We start from the raw sequence: 19,112 nt of genomic DNA on the forward strand, positions 1-19,112 counted from the left end.
ATGAGCGACGCCAATGGCGCGCCGCTGCTCTCCGTGCAGGGCGCCAAGACCTATTACGGCAAGATCATCGCTCTGAAGGGGGTCGACGTCGACGTCCACCAGGGCGAGATCGTCACCCTGATCGGCGCCAATGGCGCCGGCAAGTCGACGCTGATGATGACCATCTGCGGCAATCCCCGCGCCCGTGAGGGCAAGGTCCTGTTCGAGGGCCGCGACATCACCAACATGCCGACGCACGAGATCGCCCGGCTGCGCATCGCGCAATCACCGGAAGGCCGGCGCATCTTCCCGCGCATGACGGTGCTCGAAAATCTGCAGATGGGCGCGGCGCTCGACAACCTCGCCCATTTCGACGAGGACGTGGAGCGGATGTTCACGCTGTTCCCGCGCCTGAAGGAACGCATCGCCCAGCGCGGCGGCACGCTTTCCGGCGGCGAGCAGCAGATGCTGGCGATCGCCCGCGCGCTGATGGCGCGGCCGAAGCTCCTGATGCTCGACGAGCCCTCGCTCGGCCTCGCGCCGCTGATCGTCAAGCAGATCTTCGACGTCATCGGCGAATTGAACCGCACCGAGGGCCTCACCGTCTTCCTGGTCGAGCAGAACGCCTATCACGCGCTGAAGCTGGCGCATCGCGGCTATGTGCTGGTGAACGGCCTCGTCACCATGACGGGAACCGGCCGGGAACTGCTGCAGAAGCCGGAGATCCGCGCCGCCTATCTGGAAGGAGGCGCGCATTGACCTCCGCTCCTCCCTTACTCCCGAAAGCGAGGCCTTGCTGATGTCCGGCATCCTCTATGAAGAAGCCTCGTTCGGCACCTTCCTGCTGGTGACCGTGATCATGGGCGGCGCGGGCGCCTGGATGACGGGGCGGGCCTGCGCGCTGACCTGGCGCCCCTATCCGATGCTCCTCTTCTACCTGCTGGTGCTGTCCTTCGGGGTGCGCTTCATCCACTTCTCGCTGTTCGAGGCGACGCTGCTTTCGCTGCACTACTGGATCGTCGACGCGATCTTCGTGCTCGCCGTCGGCTCGATCGCCTATCGCTACACCCGGACCAACCAGATGGTGTCGCAATACTACTGGCTTTACGCAAAGTCAGGACCGTTTGCATGGCGACCCTTATGAAGGAGACGCACGCCCGGAGCGATGTTTCGTAACTGTTCGAGTATTGAAATCAGAATCCGGATGACAGCCTCTAGGAAATCGGCAAGATAAGCGATCAGAACGGGGCTCAAATCCGCATAAATGGGCCAAAGGCCCACCTTCCAGTACGAACGGGAGACTTACGAATGAAGAAGTCGATTATTTCCGGTCTTGCGCTCGCCGCCGGCCTGACGCTTGCCGGCATGGCCCACGCGGACGACATCAAGATCGCCGCCGCGGGCCCGCTGACCGGTCCCAACGCCGCCTTCGGCGCCCAGATCCAGAAGGGCACGGAGCAGGCGATCGCCGACATCAACGCCGCCGGCGGCGTCAACGGCAACAAGTTCGTCCTCTCCCTCGGCGACGACGTCTCCGATCCGAAGCAGGGCGTCTCGGTCGCCAACAAGTTCGTCGGCGACGGCGTGACCTATGTCGTCGGCCACTTCAACTCCGGCGTCTCGATCCCGGCCTCGGAAGTCTATGCCGAGAACGGCATCTTCCAGATCTCGCCGGCCTCGACCAACCCGAAATATACCGAGCGCGATCTCTGGAACACCTTCCGTACCTGCGGTCGTGACGACCAGCAGGGCGCGGTCGCCGGCAAGTACATCGTCGACCACCTGAAGGACAAGAAGATCGCCATCATCCACGACAAGACCCCCTATGGTCAGGGCCTTGCCGACGAAACCAAGAAGGCCGCCAACGCCGGCGGCGTCACCGAAGTCATCTATGAAGGCATCAATGTCGGCGACAAGGACTTCTCGGCCTTGATCTCCAAGATGAAGTCGGCCGGCGTCGAGGTCATCTACTATGGCGGCCTGCACCAGGAAGCCGGTTTGATCGTCCGCCAGGCGGCCGAGCAGGGCCTCAAGGCCGTGCTGTTCTCCGGCGACGGCATCACCGACCGCGAATTCGCGGCGATCGCCGGCCCGGCCGCCGACGGCACGCTGATGACCTTCGGTCCCGATCCGCGCCTGAACCCCGACGCCAAGGAAGTGGTGGAACGCTTCCGCGCCTCGGGCTTCGAGCCGGAAGCCTACACGCTCTACTCCTATGCCAGCGTCCAGGTCATCGCCCAGGCAATCGAGAAGGCCGGCACGACCGACCCGCAGAAGGTCGCGGAAGTCGTCCGGACGGGCGGCCCGTGGAAGACGGTTCTCGGCCCGCTCTCCTTCGACAAGAAGGGTGACCGCACCACCGCCGACTATGTCGTCTACTCCTGGGTCAAGGACGCCGACGGCAAGCTCGACTACAAGCAGCTCTGATCCATCGGCTGCCTGAGACAGACGCCCGCGCCTCTCCGAGACGCGGGCGTTTTCTTTTTGCCCCCCGCCGGGCATGATCGCGCCAATGCCTCCTGAAGGACGATCCATGCCGCTCAGCGCTTCCTTGACCCGCCTCTCCCTGTCGCTCGCCCGCTTGCTGGCTTTTTCCGCGCTTGGCCTCACCGCCCTCGCCGGCCCGGCCCGCGCCGATATCCGCGTCATGGCGGTCGGCCCGATGAGCGGCCCCTATCAGGCGCTCGGCAAGCAGATCCGCTCCGGCGTCGAGATGGCGGTCGACGCCCTCAACGCCACCGGCGGCATCCAGGGCGAGCGCATCGTCGTCGATATCGAGGACGATGCCTGCAAGGCGGACAACGCGCTCGCCGCCGCCAATCGCGCCGTCGGCCGCGGCGACGCGCTGGTCGTCGGCCATGTCTGCGCCGAGGCGGCGCTGGCGGCAGCTCCCGTCTATGTCGACAACGCGCTGGTGGCGATCACGCCGGCCGTCACCGCCGACCGCTTCACCGACCATCGCCCCGGCCCGACGCTCTTCCGCCTGGCGGCTCGCGACGACGCGCAGGGCGCGGCGGCCGGCGCCTTCCTCGCCGAGCGCTTCGGCAACGCGCGCATCGCCGTGCTCAATGACGGCTCGCCCTATGGCAAGCCGCTCGCCGAGGCGACCAAGCGGGCGATGAACGAGGCCGGCAAGCGCGAGGCCCGCGCCGACAGCTTCGATCCCGGCGCCAAGGAATATTCCGCCCTCGCCGACCGGCTGATCGCCGATGCCATCGACGTCGTCTTCGTCGGCGGCGATCAGGGCGACACCGCCCTGATCCTGAAGGCGCTCCGGGCCAAGGGATCGGACGCCGTCATCGTCGGCGGCGACGCGCTGGCATCCGGCGAGTTCAAGACCTCGGCCGGCGATCTCGCCAACGGCACGCTTTTGACCTTCTTCACCGACTGGCGGCGCGGTGGCGCGGCCGACGCCGTCGACGACGCGCTGCGCACCGCCGGCGTCGAGCCGCAGGGCTTCGTGCTGCCGGCCTATGCCGCCGTCCAGCTCTGGGCCGCCGCCCGCCGCGCCAGCGGCTCCGGCAAGGGCGCCGACGTCGCCACGACGATCTCCGCCACCACGACGCCGACCGTCCTCGGCCCCGTCGGCTTCGACGCCAAGGGCGACGCCGACATCCAGGGCTTTTCCATCTTCCGCTGGCAGGACGGGGTGCTCACCCCGGACGCGAGGGATTAAAGGCCTCCAGACCGTCAGTCAGGAGCAGGACCCGGCAGGACGAGGCTGCCCTTCACCTCTCCCTGAGGGAGAGGTCGACGCACGCAGTGCGGCGGGTGAGGGTTTACGGCGGATCAGATCTGTCTCGACCAACCGGGCGCTTCATCTGGAAGGTTCCCTAAACCCTCACCCGGAGCTTCGCTCCGACCTCTCCCTCAGGGAGAGGTGAAGGAGAAGCCTTTGCCGCGGGTTCGTGGCACCAACAATTTCCTCCGTCATCCCGGGCGGAGACCCGGGATCCATTCAGCCGGGTTGCCACCCACGCGAAACTCCCTTCAGCGCGGCTGGATGGATCCCTGCCTCCGCAGGGATGACGAGCGCGCGGAGAAGTAAAAGTCCGCGCCTACCGGAACCGCAGCGGGCTGAACGGGGCCGGGTCGACGAAGGGCATCTCGCGGGTGATCAGTTCGGCCACCAGCCGCCCCGTCGCCGGGCCGAGGGTGAAGCCGAGATGGCCGTGGCCGAAATTGAGCCAGAGGCCGGGATGGCGCGGCGCCGGGCCGATGATCGGCAGCGAATCCGGCAGGCAGGGGCGCGCGCCCATCCAGGGCTCCGCTTCGATCTGGTCGCCGAGCGGGAACAGCGCCTTCACCTGCGGCAGGATGCGGCCGATCTGCACCGGCGTCGGCGGCGCGTCGCGCGCGTCGAACTCGATGCCGGAGGTGATGCGGTAGCCCTGCCGCATCGGCGTCAGCACATAGCCATGCGCGACGTCGACCACCGGCCGCTCCAGCACGGCGTCGCCGCGCGGCTTGAAATGGACGTGGTAGCCGCGCTTGACGGCGAGCGGATAGCGATAGCCGAGCGGCTTCAGGAGATCCATCGCCCAGGGGCCGAGCGCCGCGACGACGTCGGGCGCGGTGGCCTGCCGGCCGTCGATATCGACCACCCAGAGGTCGTTCTCGCGCCGGAGCGTTAGCGCGTCGCCCTGCGAGATCGTGCCGCCCATCGCCTCGAACAGCCGCGCATAGGCCTTGGTGACGCCGCCGGGGCTCGAGACGGACACCGTGTCCGGCCAGAACACGCCGCGCGCGAAGACGGGCGCGAGGTCCGGCTCCAGATCGGTGATCTCGTGGCCGTCGAGGATCTCGTAGCGGACGCCGAAGCGCTCGGCGAGCGCCATATGCGCCTTGGTGTCCGCCTCGAAGCCGGCGATGCTGCGATAGCCCTTGATCCAGCCGGTGCCGCGGAAGAACTCGACCGCCCGGCCCTTGCCGGCGATCACCCCGTGCTCGCTGGCGGCATGCGAGAGCAGCGGGTTCATCGCCTCGGCGTGATACTCGATCGCGCGCGGCGACGTGCCGGCGCGGAGCCGCATCAGCCAGGGCGCGATCTTCGGCAGGAAGCGCGGATTGTAATGCAGCTCCGTTTCCTGGTTGCGGCCATATTTCCACAAGGCGCTGATCTTGCGCGGGAAAACGATCGGGTAGAAGCCCTCGCGCTCGATGACGCCGGCATTGCCATAGGAGGTCGCCTCGCCGGGATCGCGCTTGTCGATCAGGGCGACGGTGCGATTGCGCTTCTGCAGGTTGAGCGCGGTCGAGACGCCGACGATGCCGGCCCCCAGCACGATCGTGTCGAACCGCTCCATCTCGCCATTGCCGGGAATCGCTCTGTTCCTTCCTCTCGTTGGGGGGAGTTTGCCCGTCTCGCGCCGGGCGGGCAATTGCCCCGTTCCCCCTACCGTGATACGGCCGGATTATCCGTGACCCGGACCCGAACCAGGGTCCCCGTAGCTGAAAGCAATATCATGGCCGCGCCCCTGCTGATCTCGCCCTCCATCCTCGCATCGGACTTTTCCCGTCTTGGCGAAGAGGTGGCTGCGGTCGAGGCCGCCGGCGCCGACTGGATCCATCTCGACATCATGGACGGCCACTTCGTGCCGAACATCACCTTCGGCCCGCCGGTCGTGCGCGCGCTCCGGCCGCTGACCAAGGCGGTGTTCGACGTGCACCTGATGATCACGCCGGCCGATCCCTATCTGGCCGAGTTCGCGGAGGCCGGCGCCGACCTGATAACCGTCCATGCCGAGGCCGGCCCGCATCTGCACCGCTCGCTGCAGACGATCCGCAATCTCGGCAAGAAGGCCGGCGTGGCGCTGAACCCGTCGACGCCCGAAAGCGCCATCGCCTATGTGCTCGACATGGTCGATCTCGTACTGGTCATGAGCGTCAATCCGGGCTTCGGCGGCCAGAGCTTCATCCCGGAAGCCGTCGACAAGGTCGCGCGCGTCCGCGCGATGCTCGGCGACCGTCCGGTCCATATCGAGGTCGACGGAGGCGTGACGCCCGCGACCGCCCCGGCGCTGGTGCGCGCCGGCGCCGACGTGCTGGTCGCCGGCTCCTCCGTGTTCAAGGGCGGCCCCGCCGCCTATGCCGCGAACATCGCCGCCATCCGCTCTTCGACGCGCGCCTGATCCGCCAGAAACCAAGGGAAGACCCGTCCATGCGCAGCCTTGCCCTCGCCCTCCTGATTTCCGCCGCGCCGTTCCTGTCGGCGCCCGCCCAGGCCGGCGATTTCGCGGAGCGGACCCTGCTCGGCTTCTCCGCTGATGGCGACCGCTTCGCCTTCGAGGAGTTCGGCGTCCAGGACGGGTCGGGCTTCCCCTATGCCAACATCTTCGTCATCGACACGTCCCGGGATAGCTGGGTCGATGGCACGCCGATCCGCGTCCGCCTCGACGACGAGGAGAAGGGCATCGCCGCCGCGCGGCAGCAGGCCGCCGAGAAGGCCGCGCCGCATCTGAAGACGATCGTTGACCCCGGCCGGCTCCTCGCCTCCAACCCGATCACCGAAATTGGCCCCGATCCCTACAAGGTCGTGTTCAAGCGCCATCCGGTACAGCAACTGCCCGGCCCGGATCTGACGCTCGAGCTGGAGACAATCCCGCTCGCCGCCCCGGGCAACGACGATCCCGCCTACAAGACCCAAGGCTTCCGCCTGGTGCTGAAGACCGAGGACGGAACGACGGTCCTGCATGAGGACAAGGCGCTGCCGCCGAGCCGCGGCACGGTGCTGGATTATCGCATCCACGATGTCGTGATCCACCAGCCCTTCGGCCAGCCGGCGACGCTCGTCGTGCTGCTGCAGGTGCTGACGCGCGGCTTCGAGGGCCCGGACGGTGGCTATCTCGCCGTGACGGCGAAGCTCCCCGCCTGAACCGGGGCGGGAACGCTCGCGCGGATCGGCCGTTGGGGTGGCGGGGCTCTGTGAGGAGGACCGCTTCATGTCGCAGTCCCGACACCTGAAAGACGAACCGCGCCGCCACCCCCGGATGGTGGCGCTCGGTACGATCCTCGGCGCTTCCGCGCTCTTTCTCCTCTTTGCGACGCCGGCCATCGCCGAAGATCTCGTCCTGACCCAGGACGCCGAGGTTCCGCCGCCCGTCGTCGAGGCGCCGCCCCCGCCGGCGCCTCCGCCGCCGGGATGCGCGAAGACCACGCTGCGCACCGAGAACGACGCCGGCACGACGGTCCAGACGCGGACCGACTGCCCGCCCGTGCTGCCGCCCGACGAGCCGCTGCCGCCTCCGCCTCCGCCGCCGCTTCAATAGGCAGGCGATCGGGTTGTTCGGGCCCTCTCGCTCTGTTAGACCCCGGGGCGAAAACTGAGAGGGCCCGCCAATGATCCCGCGCTACTCGCGCCCCGAAATGACGGCGATCTGGTCGCCGGAGACCAAGTTCCGCATCTGGTTCGAAATCGAGGCGCATGCGCTCGACGCGCTCGCCGAAATCGGCACCGTGCCGAAGTCGGCGGCCGAGACCGTCTGGGCCAAGGGCGGCGCCGCCACCTTCGACATCGACCGCATCGACGAGATCGAGCGGGTCACCAAGCACGACGTCATCGCCTTCCTGACGCATCTCGCCGAGATCGTCGGCGAGGATGCGCGCTTCGTGCACCAGGGCATGACCTCGTCCGACGTGCTCGACACCTGCTTCAACATCCAGCTGGTGCGCGCCGCCGACCTGCTGATCGCCGATGTCGACAAGCTGCTCGCCGCGCTCAAGCGCCGCGCCTTCGAGCACAAGGACACCGTCACCATCGGCCGTAGCCACGGCATTCACGCCGAGCCGATCACCTTCGGCATGAAGATGGCCCAGGCCTATGCCGAGTTCGACCGCTGCCGCGCCCGCCTGGTCGCCGCCCGCGCCGAAGTCGCCACCTGCGCCATCTCCGGCGCCGTCGGCTCCTTCGCCAACATCGATCCCCGCGTCGAGGAGCATGTCGCGGAGAAGCTCGGCCTGGTGCCGGAGCCGGTCTCGACGCAGGTCATCCCGCGCGATCGCCATGCGATGTATTTCGCGACGCTCGGCGTCGTCGCCTCGTCGATCGAGCGTCTCGCCACCGAAATCCGCCATCTGCAGCGCACCGAAGTGCTCGAGGCGGAGGAGTATTTCTCCCCCGGCCAGAAGGGCTCGTCGGCGATGCCGCACAAGCGCAATCCCGTCCTGACCGAGAACCTGACCGGCCTCGCCCGGCTGGTGCGCGGCATGGCGCTGCCGGCGATGGAGAACGTCGCCCTCTGGCACGAGCGCGATATCTCTCACTCCTCCGTGGAGCGCATGATCGGCCCGGACGCGACGGTCACCCTCGACTTCGCGCTCGCCCGTCTGACCGGCGTCATCGACAAGCTGCTGGTCTATCCGGAGAACATGCAGAAGAACCTCGACCGTCTCGGCGGCCTGGTCCATTCGCAGCGCGTGCTTCTCGCCCTGACCCAGAAGGGCGCCTCGCGCGAGGACGCCTACAGCCTCGTCCAGCGCAACGCCATGAAGGTCTGGGAACAGGGCGCCGACTTCCTGACCGAGCTGAAGGCCGACGCGGACGTCAAGGCGCTGCTCTCGGACGCAGAGATCGAAGAGAAGTTCGACCTCGGCTACCACACCAAGCAGATCGACACGATCTTCCGCCGCGTCTTCGGCGAGGCGTAAAGCTTCGGCAAGACGAAGCTTGAGCTTATGGCAGGCGCCCTTATCTCTAGGGCGCCTGTTTTGTTTCATGCCCCGACAACCGAGGTCCGAACATGCCCTCCCCGCTCTATGACATCCCCGTCGACCGCATCGACGGTAGCCAGGCTTCGCTCGGCGACTATGCCGGGCGTGTCCTGCTCGTCGTCAATGTCGCCTCGAAATGCGGGCTGACGCCGCAATATGACGGGCTCGAGGCCCTCTACCGGACCTACAAGGACAAGGGCCTGACCGTCGTCGGCTTCCCCGCCAACAACTTTGCTGGCCAGGAGCCAGGCTCGAACGCCGAGATCCAGGATTTCTGCCGCCTGACCTATGGCGTCGATTTCCCGATGTTCGCCAAGATCTCGGTCAAGGGCGACGACCGTCATCCGCTCTACGACGCACTGGCCGGCGACCAGGACATCAGCTGGAATTTCGAGAAATTCCTGATCGGACGCGACGGCGCCGTCGCCGCCCGCTTCGCCCCGAAGACGGAACCGCAGGATCCGGCAATCGTGGAAGCGATCGAGACGGAACTGTCGAAGAACTGAAGACTTCGGGTTTGCTCCAAGGCGGATCCCGTTTGCCCTGGAGCTCCCCCCGATTCTTCACCTCTCCCTGAGGCAGCATTGCTGTCCGGCAGCCATGCTGCGCTCGATCTCCATCATCCGGAGGTGCCCGGGCGCAGCTCGGGCCTCGAAGGACGCACGGTGTCGGGGCCAATTCATCGATGGCACGACCTCTGTGCGTGCTTCGAGACGGCCCTGCGGGCCTCCTCAGCATGTTGAGGTGGTGTTCTGCAAAGGCCCCCTGAGGAAGGCTCCGCCCTCTCCCCACCCTGCCCGTCATCCTCGCGAAGGCGAGGATCCATGCAGCCGCGGTCTGAGGCGTTTCACGCGTCAACCAACCCGGATGAATGGATCCCGGCTCGCAGGCCGGGATGACGGCGAGCGTGGGTCTCGCGGCCGTGCCCTGAAGACAAGGGCTCCTCTCTTCACCTCTGAATTTCTAAGGTGAAACTGGCTCCGCCGACTCCGCACCCTGCCCGTCATCCCTGCGAAAGCAGGGATCCATGCCGCCGCGGCCTGAGGCGTTTCACGCGTCGACCAACCCAGCCGAATGGATCCCGGGTCAAGCCCGGGATGACGGCGAGCGTGGGGCTCGCCGCCGTGCCCTGAAAGACAAGGTCGTGGAGCCTTTCATCATTTCCCGGAAACGATGAAAGGCTCGAGGGTCAGGAACGGGCCCGGGCGGGGGTCCCGTTTTCCTGATCGGCGCCGCCATAGAGGATGCCGGCGCGATAGACGAGGCCGGCGAGCGCCGCGCCGAGGAACGGCGCCAGGATGAACAGCCAGAGCTGCGACAGCGCCGTGCCGCCGGCGAACAGCGCCGGGCCGAGGCTGCGGGCCGGGTTGACCGAGACGCCGGTGACGTTGATGCCGACGATGTGGATCATCACCAGCGTCAGGCCGATGGCGAGGCCGGCGAAGTGATGCGGCACAAGCCGGTGCGTCACGCCGAGGATGACGACCAGGAAGATGAAGGTCGCGACCACCTCGAAGATGAACGCCGATGTGAGGTTGTATTCGCCGAGATAGCCGGGGCCCCAGCCATTGGTGCCCATGCCGCCCTCCCAGCCGGATGCCTTGCCCTTCATGATGATGAAGAGAACCAGCGCGCCGACGATGGCGCCGGCGACCTGCGCGATCACGTAGGTGATGAAATCGCCGACATTGATGCGGCCGGCAATGAGCGCGCCGAGGCTGACGGCCGGATTGACGTGACAGCCGGAGATCGGCCCGATCGCATAGGCCATGGCGACGATCGCCAGACCGAACGAGAACGCGATGCCGAGAACGCCGACCGTGCCGGCGCCGGCGATCGAGGGACCGGCGATGACGGCCGCGCCGCAACCGAACAGGACGAGCGTGAAGGTTCCGATAAACTCTGCAATTGCCTTTTGCATGTGTAAGTTCCCCGAGACAGCCGAATCACTGCCGGGAAAAGGTACGCCGGAACTTCAACTTGTAAAATGGCCCGGAACTACTCGGCTCTCGCTTCGTCAAGCATCGTGGCGGCACCCAGACGGAAATACATGCCATCTGTGCCGAGCGCGATGAAATCATAGCCAAGCTCACGGTACTGCTTGGCCTGTCCTCCGGTGATGGCGAAGATGCCGACGAGCTTGCCCGCCTCGCGGGCGCGGCGCAGCACGTCGGCCGCCGCCGCCTGATTGTCGGGGCGCATCGGATCGACGTTCTGGCCGTCGGAAAGCGCGATCGAGAGGTCGGACGGTCCGATGAAGACGGCGTCGATGCCCGGCACCTCGAGGATCTCGTCGAGGGCCGCCAGCGCGGCGCGGGTCTCGATCATGGCAAAGGTGACCGTCTCGGCGTTGGTATCACGCAGGAAGGCGGATCCGTCCGAGGCGCCGGCGAGCTGCATGGCGCGCACCGGGCCCCAGCTGCGCTCGCCGAGCGGCTGGTACTTGGCGGCGGCGGCGAAGGCGCGCGCGTCGTCGGCGGAATTGATCATCGGCGCGATGATGGCGCTGGCGCCCATGTCGAGCGCGCGGCTGGCCATGGCGAAATCGCCGACCGGGATGCGCACGATGGCGGGGACGCCGGCGAGCGCGATGGCGCCGATGCCGTGCATGACGCTGACGGGATCGTGCAGGCCGTGCTGCATGTCCAGCGTCACGCAGTCGAAGCCGGCGCGCGCCGAATATTCGGCGATCAGCGGCTCCGGGGTCGCGATCCACGCGGTGAGGCACGTGCCGCGCGAACGGAGCACCGAAACAAGGGAGGGTAACGCCATTTTCCGGAGCTCCGAAGGGCAGGAAGAAACCCTCATCGCTTCACGGAACGATGAGGGCTCCAAGTAATAGTCTCGTCGCGTCTTCTGGACGCGAACCGGTACTCGCTCGAAGGGCTTTAGCCTTCGGCCTTGATCTGGGCGACGGCCGCCGACAGCAGCTCGGCCATCGTGCGCTCGATCTCGTGGTCCGACTGCTTGACGCCGGCCTCGTCGAAATCCTTGCGGATCTTGCGGAACACGTCCCGGTCGCCGGCTTCCTCGAAATCGGCTGCCACAACGTCCGACGAATAGGCCTCGGCGTCCGCGCCGGTCTTGCCGAGCAGCTCCGCCGCCCAGAGGCCCAGCATCTTGTTGCGCCGGGCGACGGCCTTGAACTGCAGCGCCTGATCCAGGGCGAAGCGATTCTCAAAGGCGTCCTTGCGCTGATCGAACGTCGTCATAGGGAAGTATCTCCACTCATCAACTTGTTGGCGGTACCATGATATGGGCCTTGCATATCGCCGTCACCACCCCAAATCACCAGAGCACCGAAAGGGAAGCGCGTGGCTTGGATTGTGCCTTGGTTTGCCCAAAGCGTCGCATTTATCCGTCATTGTGAATTGGCGAGTGATCGAGTAGGTTCACGCCGCGCAAACGACCTCGCAGAGTCGGTTGGCAAAGCTTCGCCGCGGCGAATCCCTGACATTGGAACCCCGGCTGTATGGATTTCCTCAAACCACGGTATGTGCCCATGAACCGTCGTCGGCGCATCTATGAAGGCAAGGGCAAGATCCTTTTCGAAGGACCGGAGCCCGGGACGCTGATCCAGTTCTTCAAAGACGATGCGACTGCCTTCAACAACAAGAAGCATGAAATCGTTGACGGGAAAGGCGTGTTGAACAACCGCATTTCCGAGCACATTTTCACGCATCTGAACCGGATGGGCATTCCGACGCATTTCATCCGTCGGTTGAATATGCGCGAGCAGCTGATCCGCGAAGTCGAGATCATCCCGCTCGAGGTCGTCGTCCGCAACGTCGCCGCCGGCTCGCTGGCCAAGCGCCTCGGCCTCGAGGAAGGCACGGTTCTGCCGCGCTCGATCATCGAGTTCTACTACAAGGCCGACGCGCTCGACGACCCGATGGTCTCGGAAGAGCACATCACGGCCTTCGGCTGGGCGACGCCGCAGGAAATCGACGACATCATGGCGCTCGCCATCCGCGTCAACGACTTCCTTTCCGGTCTCTTCCTCGGCGCCGGCATCCAGCTCGTCGACTTCAAGATCGAGTGCGGCCGCCTCTGGGAAGCCGACATGATGCGGATCGTCGTCGCCGATGAGATCTCGCCCGATTCGTGCCGGCTCTGGGACGTGCAGACCCAGAACAAGCTGGACAAGGACCGCTTCCGCCGCGACATGGGCGGCCTCGTCGAGGCCTACCAGGAAGTCGCGCGCCGGCTCGGCATCCTGACCGAAGAGCAGGAGCGACCGCAGGGCGGCGGGCCTGTTCTCGTGCAGTGAAATATCGTTTATGGCAACGGCCGCCGCGAGGCGGCCGTTTGCATTTCTGGATCCATCCCGACTGGAGTTATCGATGAAGGCCCGTGTCACCGTCACCCTGAAGAACGGCGTTCTGGATCCCCAGGGCAAGGCCATCGAAGGCGCGCTCGGCGCGTTGGGCTTCGCCGGCATCGGCAGCGTGCGCCAGGGCAAGGTCTTCGACATCGAGGTCGAAGGCACCGACGCCGCCAAGGCGAAGACGGAGCTCGAGGCCATGGCCGCCAAGCTGCTGGCCAATACGGTCATCGAGAATTATCGGGTCGAGATCGTCGACTGAGCTACGAGGGACACCACCGATGAAATCCGCCGTCGTCGTCTTCCCCGGCTCCAATCGCGAACGCGACATGGTCGCGGCCATCGAAAAGATCACCGGTCACCGGCCCGCCACCGTCTGGCATGGCGATCACGACCTACCCAAGGTCGACCTGATCGTCGTCCCCGGCGGCTTCTCCTATGGCGATTACCTGCGCTCCGGCGCCATCGCCGCGCGCGAGCCGATCATGGCCGCCATCGCCCGCGAGGCGGAACGCGGCGTCGCCGTGCTCGGCGTCTGCAACGGCTTCCAGATCCTGTGCGAGGCCGGGCTGCTGCCGGGCGTGCTGATGCGCAATGCCGGCCTGAAGTTCATCTGCAAGGAAGTCGAGCTCCGCGTCGAGACGACCGACAGCCGCTTCACCCGCGGCTACGCCAAGGACCAGGTCATCCGCTCGCCGGTAGCCCATGGCGACGGCAACTACCGCACCGACGACGAGACGCTGAAGCGGCTCCAGGGCGAGGACCGCATCGCGTTCCGCTATGTCGGCAATCCGAACGGTTCGGTCGACGACATCGCCGGCATCCTGTCGGAGAAGCGCAACATCCTCGGCATGATGCCGCATCCGGAAAACCTGATCGAACCGCTGAACGGCGGCACCGACGGCCGGCCGCTGTTCGAGAGCCTGCTCGCAGCCTGAGCCGCCTCGGCGCTCAGACCGTGACGGGGTAATCGGCCAGCTCGGGGCGCATCGCTTCGATGACGAAATCGATCAAAGCTTCGGGGACATCGAGATAAAACTCCCGGTCCGAATAAGCTCCGACATTCGCCTCGAGGCCACGCTGGTGCAACCATGCGGCCAGGTCCTCGAGCGCCTGTCGCGGCGTTTCGCTCAGGAAGGACACCTGGGAGCGGCGCTTGTCCTCGTCGCGACGGGTCTCGACGCTCTGGCAGAACTGCAGGTCGATGTTCGCGCCGGGCTGCCGCATCCAGATCACGCGCTCGGTTCGCCGGAGCTCGACGAAGCCGAGCTGCTGGATGAACAGATCGACGATCGTCTCGAAATGCTTGGTATCGAGACGGTTGGCGACGTGATTGAACCGCATTGGATTCCCCCGATTTCCCCGCCACGAGCCTCGGCGGAAATCGGCTTCAAGTCACGCGCCAAATCACGCGCGAACCTCGGCGCGGCCCCGTACCGCGCCCTGCCCGCTTCCGCCGCCTCCGCAAATTCGCCCCCGCCATTTACACACGCGACGCCGCGCTCTATCGCATCGTCGAAACATCCGCCCGAGGTTTTCCGTGCTCCAGAATGATACGCCGATCACGCCCGAACTCGTCGCCAGCCATGGCCTCAAGCCCGACGAGTATCAGCGCATCCTTGACCTGATCGGCCGCGTGCCGACGTTGACCGAGCTCGGCATCTTCTCGGCGATGTGGAACGAGCACTGCTCGTACAAGTCCTCGAAGAAGTGGCTGCGCACGCTCCCGACGACCGGCCCGCGCGTCATCTGCGGCCCCGGCGAGAATGCCGGCGTGGTCGACATCGACGACGGCCAGGCGATCATCTTCAAGATGGAGAGCCACAACCACCCGTCCTTCATCGAGCCCTACCAGGGCGCGGCGACGGGCGTCGGCGGCATCCTGCGCGACGTCTTCACCATGGGCGCCCGCCCCGTCGCGGCGATGAACGCGCTGCGCTTCGGCTCGCCCGACCATGCGAAGACCCGCCACCTCGTTTCCGGCGTTGTTTCCGGCGTCGGCGGCTACGGCAATTCCTTCGGCGTGCCGACGGTCGGCGGCGAGGTGAACTTCCACGAGCGCTACAACGGCAACATCCTCGTCAACGCCTTCGCTGCCGGCCTCGCCGATGCGGACAAGATCTTCTATTCGAAGGCGGAAGGCGTCGGCTTGCCCGTCGTCTATCTCGGCTCCAAGACCGGCCGCGACGGTGTCGGCGGCGCCACCATGGCGTCGGCCGAATTCGACGAATCGATCGAGGAGAAGCGCCCGACCGTGCAGGTCGGCGACCCCTTCGGCGAGAAGCTGCTGCTGGAGGCCTGCCTCGAGCTGATGAAGACGGGCGCCGTAATCGCGATCCAGGACATGGGCGCCGCCGGCCTCACCTGCTCGGCCGTCGAGATGGGCGCCAAGGGCGACCTCGGCATCGAGCTGGACCTCGACAAGGTCCCCTGCCGCGAAGCCAACATGACGGCCTACGAGATGATGCTCTCGGAGAGCCAGGAGCGCATGCTGATGGTGCTGCGCCCCGAGCAGGAGGAAGAGGCCGAGGCGATCTTCCGCAAATGGGGTCTCGACTTCGCCATCGTCGGCTGGACCACGGACGATCTGCGCTTCCGCATCCTGCACCAGGGCGAAGTCGTCGCCGACCTGCCGATCAAGGATCTGGGCGACCAGGCGCCGGAATATGACCGTCCCTTCGTCCGCCGCCCGGTTCCCGCCGTGCTCAAGGCCGAGGACGTCGCCGAGCCGAACGACTATGCCGAGGCGCTGCTGAAGCTGGTTTCCTCGCCCGACATGGCCTCGCGCCGCTGGGTCTGGGAGCAGTATGACCATCTGATCCAGGGCAACACGGCCCAGAAGCCGGGCGGCGACGCCGCCGTCATCCGCGTCGAGGGCCATGACAAGAAGGGCCTCGCCTTCTCGCTCGACGTCAGCCCACGCTATTGCGAGGCGGATCCGTTCGAGGGCGGCAAGCAGGCGATCGCCGAATGCTGGCGCAACTTGACCGCCGTCGGCGCCGAGCCGCTGGCCGCGACCGACAATCTGAACTTCGGCAATCCGGAAAAGCCGGAGATCATGGGCCAGTTCGTCGGCGCCATCGAGGGCATCGGCGCCGCCTGCCGCGCGCTCGACTTCCCGATCGTCTCCGGCAACGTCTCGCTCTACAACGAGACCAACGGCGTCGGCATCCTGCCGACCCCCGCCATCGGCGGCGTCGGCCTGCTGCCTGACATTGACGCGATGGCGACGGTCGCCTTCAAGCATGCCGGCGACGTCATCGTCCAGATCGGCCGCGACGGCCACCATCTCGGCCAGTCGATCTATCTGCGCGAGATCCTCGGCCGCGAGGAAGGCACCCCGCCGCCGGTCGATCTGGCGGAAGAGCGTCGCGTCGGCGATTTCGTCCGCGGCGTCATCCGTAGTCGCCTGGTGACGGCCTGCCACGACATTTCCGATGGCGGCCTGCTCGTCGCCCTGGCCGAAATGGCGATGGCGCGCGGGCTCGGCGCCTCGGTCACCATCCCCGAAAGCGCCGCCACGCCGCACGGCTTCCTGTTCGGCGAGGACCAGGCGCGCTATGTCCTCACCGTCTCCCCTTCCGTCCTCGATGCCGTCACGGCAGCGGCGGCGGAAGCCGGCGTCGAGGCCAAGGTTCTGGGCACAGTCGGCGGCGAGGTGTTGGATGTTGCGGCGCTCGCCACCATATCTGTTGCAAAGCTGAAGCAGGGCCACGAGAATTGGTTCCCTGAATTCATGGCCGTCACGGATTGATTGGCCGGCTGCCCGGGTTTCTGGCTGAGGGGTAATTACATGGCGATGGACGCACGCGACATCGAGGCTCTCATCAAGGAGGCGCTTCCGGATGCGACGGTCACCATCCGCGATCTCGCGGGCGACGGCGACCATTATGCTGCCGAAGTTGTGTCAGAGTCTTTTCGCGGCAAGAACCGCGTACAGCAGCACCAGATGATCTACGCTGCGCTCAAGGGAAACATGGGCGGCGTCCTCCACGCCCTGGCACTCCAGACGAGCGCGCCCGACTGAATTCGACCGACGGTCGAGAAAAGGATGTTTTGAGATGAGCGATATCAAGGCCTTTATTCAGAACGAGGTCGATTCCAACGACGTGGTGCTCTTCATGAAGGGCACGCCGGCTTTCCCGCAGTGCGGCTTCTCCGGCCAGGTCGTGCAGATCCTCGATTTCCTCGGCGTCGACTACAAGGGCGTCAACGTCCTTGCCGACGCGGAAATCCGCCAGGGCATCAAGGACTTCTCCAACTGGCCGACGATCCCGCAGCTCTACGTCAAGGGCGAGTTCGTCGGCGGCTGCGACATCGTCCGCGAGATGTTCCAGGCGAACGAGCTGCAGCCGTTCCTGGTCGAAAAGGGCATCACGGTCGCCCAGTCGGCCTGATCCCGCTTCGCATCCGCTTCAAAAGGCGAGCGCACCCGCGCTCGCCTTTTTTGTGCCTGCAGAGGGGTCGGCGGCAGCGTCTCGCTGGACCCTCCTTCGAGGCTTCGCTGCGCGAAGCACCTCAGGATGATGGCCGGGGTGGCTTCGAAAGCGCACCGCCATCAGGTAGCCGTTCAGCAACACCGTTTCCGCGCTTCTCTCCACCTACAAAACCATCATCCTGAGGTGCCCGGCAAAGCCGGGCCTCGAACGAGGGTTCAGGGAACGCCGCATCCAGATCTTCTCACGCTGCGGAACCAAAACGCACTGGCATCGTTAGTATCCATCAGAGCGAAATTGTCGATCGATCTACCCTTTGGCGCAGCCGAAGGCCGGTAGATCGTCGCAGATCGCGGAAGGAGAAGCGCGATGTTGGATCGGATGAAGACTGTTCTGAAATCCGGCCTTGCCGTTGCTATCGTCACGACGTCTTTCGCTGCATTCGGCGCGCCTGCGCAGGCCGCGGAGAGCGGCGATGGCTCATTCCAGGTCGCCCAGAACTGGAACGGCGGAAACGGCAACTGGAACGGCAACTGGCGTCACGGCTGGCGCGGCGGCGGGCATGGTTGGAACCGCGGCGGCTGGAACGGTGGTGGTTGGAATGGCGGCGGCTGGAACGGCGGCGGCTACTACTATCACGACAACAACAACTGGGCCGGCGCCGCGGCTGCCGCGGGTATCATCGGCCTTGCGACCGGCGCCATCATCGCCAATTCGGCGAACCAACAGCGCTATTATTCCGGCGGGTATGGCGGCGACTACATCTCCTATTGCTCGAGCCGCTACCGCTCGTTCAATCCCAACACCGGCACCTTTACGGGCTATGACGGCTACCAGCATCGCTGCGTGATGCCCTGAACGCCATCCGGCAAAGAGCCGGAGCCGAAACATTCATCGACAGCCCAAAGGGCGGCGCAGGGGCGCCGCCCTTCTCTTGCGCGCTGCCATGCGCGCGCCATCGTTAAGTATTGTTAAGAATTCAGAAACTTGGTTTTTCGCCGTCAATACCTACGCTTTAGGAGGTGACGGGGAGTTCATTGCGCGATCGAAGGTGACCCATCAAAAGGAGATTCCATGATGGCCAGCTTCAGAACTTTCCTTCACCTCGGCATCCTGGCCGCAGTCCTCGGTGCCGGCTCCATCGCCACCGCCAGCGTCTCCGAAGCCCGCCACAGTATCGATGGCGGCGGCGGCATGGGTGGCAGCAGCATGGGCGGCAGTAGCATGGGCCACGGCGGCATGGGCGGCATGAGCGGCGGTATGACCAGCACGAGCATGGGCGGCAGCGGCCACACCCACGGCAGCTCCGGCATGGGCAGCTCAGGGATGGGTGGCTCCGGGATGGGCAGCTTCGGCGGCGCTCCCGGACGGGTCAGCCAGGGCAACATGCACGGCACGATGCATGGCCACACGGGGCACGGCACGGTCTTGGTCAATCCGGTCCAGGTCAACCCGCTTGACCCGAGATCGCTCCTCTTGAGGGGCGCCCTGGGCGGTGGCGGCTATAGCTCCGGCTATTCCGGAAGCTATTCGAGCTATAGCGACAATTATGGTTGCGCCTTCCCGTACCAGCTCGCCTATTCGAGCCGGACCGGCATGCCGGTCTGCACGTCGCAATAGCTGGACGGCAGCGGTTGAAGGCTGACAACCAGGCCCGGCGGCTG

The 19,112-nt window shown here is 65.9% G+C and carries 22 protein-coding genes; 17 read left to right on the forward strand and 5 right to left on the reverse strand.

What is annotated here, in order from left to right; genetic code table 11:
- From AC6HZP_RS16480 to AC6HZP_RS16495, 4 genes are all read left to right on the forward strand, one after another.
- The gene (locus AC6HZP_RS16480) at positions 1–738 is read left to right on the forward strand and encodes an ABC transporter ATP-binding protein (RefSeq protein ID WP_497523718.1); all 738 of its coding nucleotides are present in this window, start codon (positions 1–3) and stop codon (positions 736–738) included.
- A gap of 40 nt (positions 739–778) precedes the next feature.
- On the forward strand, positions 779–1,123 hold the full coding sequence (locus AC6HZP_RS16485; protein ID WP_201400192.1) for a DUF6867 family protein: 345 nt from the start codon (positions 779–781) through the stop codon (positions 1,121–1,123).
- Positions 1,124–1,287: 164 nt separating this feature from the next.
- Positions 1,288–2,406 (forward strand): branched-chain amino acid ABC transporter substrate-binding protein, encoded by a 1,119-nt coding sequence (locus AC6HZP_RS16490; RefSeq protein ID WP_201400193.1) that lies wholly within the window; start codon positions 1,288–1,290, stop codon positions 2,404–2,406.
- 106 nt (positions 2,407–2,512) lie between these two features.
- Entirely contained in the window at positions 2,513–3,655 is a 1,143-nt protein-coding gene (locus AC6HZP_RS16495) for a branched-chain amino acid ABC transporter substrate-binding protein (protein WP_497523719.1), read from the forward strand.
- 382 nt (positions 3,656–4,037) lie between these two features.
- Here AC6HZP_RS16495 and AC6HZP_RS16500 read toward each other — a convergent pair whose 3' ends face one another.
- Positions 4,038–5,285 carry an NAD(P)/FAD-dependent oxidoreductase gene (locus AC6HZP_RS16500; RefSeq protein ID WP_497523720.1) on the reverse strand — a complete coding sequence of 416 codons (1,248 nt, stop codon included), beginning with the start codon at positions 5,283–5,285 and terminating at the stop codon, positions 4,038–4,040.
- A gap of 159 nt (positions 5,286–5,444) precedes the next feature.
- Here AC6HZP_RS16500 and rpe point away from each other — a divergent pair, with 159 nt between their 5' ends.
- From rpe to AC6HZP_RS16525, 5 genes are all read left to right on the forward strand, one after another.
- A complete protein-coding gene (gene rpe, locus AC6HZP_RS16505; protein ID WP_497523721.1) occupies positions 5,445–6,110 on the forward strand; it encodes a ribulose-phosphate 3-epimerase in 666 nt (221 codons plus the stop codon).
- Between the two features lie 29 nt (positions 6,111–6,139).
- A complete protein-coding gene (locus tag AC6HZP_RS16510) occupies positions 6,140–6,853 on the forward strand; it encodes a DUF2259 domain-containing protein (protein WP_497523722.1) in 714 nt (237 codons plus the stop codon).
- A gap of 67 nt (positions 6,854–6,920) precedes the next feature.
- A complete protein-coding gene (locus AC6HZP_RS16515; RefSeq protein WP_201400198.1) occupies positions 6,921–7,247 on the forward strand; it encodes a hypothetical protein in 327 nt (108 codons plus the stop codon).
- Positions 7,248–7,317: 70 nt separating this feature from the next.
- On the forward strand, positions 7,318–8,625 hold the full coding sequence (gene purB / locus AC6HZP_RS16520) for an adenylosuccinate lyase (RefSeq protein WP_497523723.1): 1,308 nt from the start codon (positions 7,318–7,320) through the stop codon (positions 8,623–8,625).
- Positions 8,626–8,717: 92 nt separating this feature from the next.
- Positions 8,718–9,194, forward strand: a complete 477-nt coding sequence (locus AC6HZP_RS16525; protein WP_497523724.1) for a glutathione peroxidase — start codon at positions 8,718–8,720, stop codon at positions 9,192–9,194.
- Positions 9,195–9,877: 683 nt separating this feature from the next.
- Here AC6HZP_RS16525 and AC6HZP_RS16530 read toward each other — a convergent pair.
- The 3 genes from AC6HZP_RS16530 to AC6HZP_RS16540 all read right to left on the reverse strand — a co-directional run bounded on the left by AC6HZP_RS16530 (position 9,878) and on the right by AC6HZP_RS16540 (position 11,900).
- The gene (locus tag AC6HZP_RS16530; protein WP_497523725.1) at positions 9,878–10,609 is read right to left on the reverse strand and encodes an MIP family channel protein; all 732 of its coding nucleotides are present in this window, start codon (positions 10,607–10,609) and stop codon (positions 9,878–9,880) included.
- A gap of 77 nt (positions 10,610–10,686) precedes the next feature.
- Positions 10,687–11,460, reverse strand: a complete 774-nt coding sequence (locus AC6HZP_RS16535; RefSeq protein WP_497523726.1) for an HpcH/HpaI aldolase family protein — start codon at positions 11,458–11,460, stop codon at positions 10,687–10,689.
- Positions 11,461–11,576: 116 nt separating this feature from the next.
- Positions 11,577–11,900 carry a DUF1476 domain-containing protein gene (locus AC6HZP_RS16540; RefSeq protein WP_201400203.1) on the reverse strand — a complete coding sequence of 108 codons (324 nt, stop codon included), beginning with the start codon at positions 11,898–11,900 and terminating at the stop codon, positions 11,577–11,579.
- Positions 11,901–12,190: 290 nt separating this feature from the next.
- Between AC6HZP_RS16540 and purC the strand changes: the two genes are divergently transcribed.
- From purC to purQ, 3 genes are all read left to right on the forward strand, one after another.
- Positions 12,191–12,958 carry a phosphoribosylaminoimidazolesuccinocarboxamide synthase gene (gene purC, locus AC6HZP_RS16545; protein WP_201400204.1) on the forward strand — a complete coding sequence of 256 codons (768 nt, stop codon included), beginning with the start codon at positions 12,191–12,193 and terminating at the stop codon, positions 12,956–12,958.
- A gap of 73 nt (positions 12,959–13,031) precedes the next feature.
- The gene (purS, locus tag AC6HZP_RS16550; RefSeq protein ID WP_201400205.1) at positions 13,032–13,274 is read left to right on the forward strand and encodes a phosphoribosylformylglycinamidine synthase subunit PurS; all 243 of its coding nucleotides are present in this window, start codon (positions 13,032–13,034) and stop codon (positions 13,272–13,274) included.
- 19 nt (positions 13,275–13,293) lie between these two features.
- Positions 13,294–13,950: a phosphoribosylformylglycinamidine synthase subunit PurQ gene (purQ, locus tag AC6HZP_RS16555; RefSeq protein ID WP_497523727.1), complete on the forward strand. Its 657-nt coding sequence runs from the start codon at positions 13,294–13,296 to the stop codon at positions 13,948–13,950.
- A gap of 13 nt (positions 13,951–13,963) precedes the next feature.
- Here the strand turns inward: purQ and AC6HZP_RS16560 are convergent, their stop codons facing one another.
- A complete protein-coding gene (locus AC6HZP_RS16560; protein WP_497523728.1) occupies positions 13,964–14,356 on the reverse strand; it encodes a VOC family protein in 393 nt (130 codons plus the stop codon).
- Between the two features lie 196 nt (positions 14,357–14,552).
- On the opposite strand from AC6HZP_RS16560, the gene purL reads away from it, so the two are divergent.
- The 5 genes from purL to AC6HZP_RS16585 all read left to right on the forward strand — a co-directional run bounded on the left by purL (position 14,553) and on the right by AC6HZP_RS16585 (position 19,068).
- Positions 14,553–16,766, forward strand: coding sequence for a phosphoribosylformylglycinamidine synthase subunit PurL (gene purL, locus AC6HZP_RS16565; protein ID WP_497523729.1), 2,214 nt, complete (start codon positions 14,553–14,555; stop codon positions 16,764–16,766).
- A 39-nt stretch (positions 16,767–16,805) separates the two neighbouring features.
- Positions 16,806–17,039 carry a BolA family protein gene (locus tag AC6HZP_RS16570; protein ID WP_201400209.1) on the forward strand — a complete coding sequence of 78 codons (234 nt, stop codon included), beginning with the start codon at positions 16,806–16,808 and terminating at the stop codon, positions 17,037–17,039.
- Positions 17,040–17,073: 34 nt separating this feature from the next.
- Positions 17,074–17,409, forward strand: coding sequence for a Grx4 family monothiol glutaredoxin (gene grxD, locus AC6HZP_RS16575; protein ID WP_497523730.1), 336 nt, complete (start codon positions 17,074–17,076; stop codon positions 17,407–17,409).
- 408 nt (positions 17,410–17,817) lie between these two features.
- Entirely contained in the window at positions 17,818–18,306 is a 489-nt protein-coding gene (locus tag AC6HZP_RS16580; protein ID WP_497523731.1) for a BA14K family protein, read from the forward strand.
- A 216-nt stretch (positions 18,307–18,522) separates the two neighbouring features.
- Complete coding sequence (locus AC6HZP_RS16585; protein WP_497523732.1) at positions 18,523–19,068, forward strand: hypothetical protein; 546 nt, start codon at positions 18,523–18,525, stop codon at positions 19,066–19,068.
- Positions 19,069–19,112 lie beyond the last annotated feature (44 nt).

The sequence above is a fragment of the Kaistia sp. SLG-1 genome, assembly GCF_059699055.1.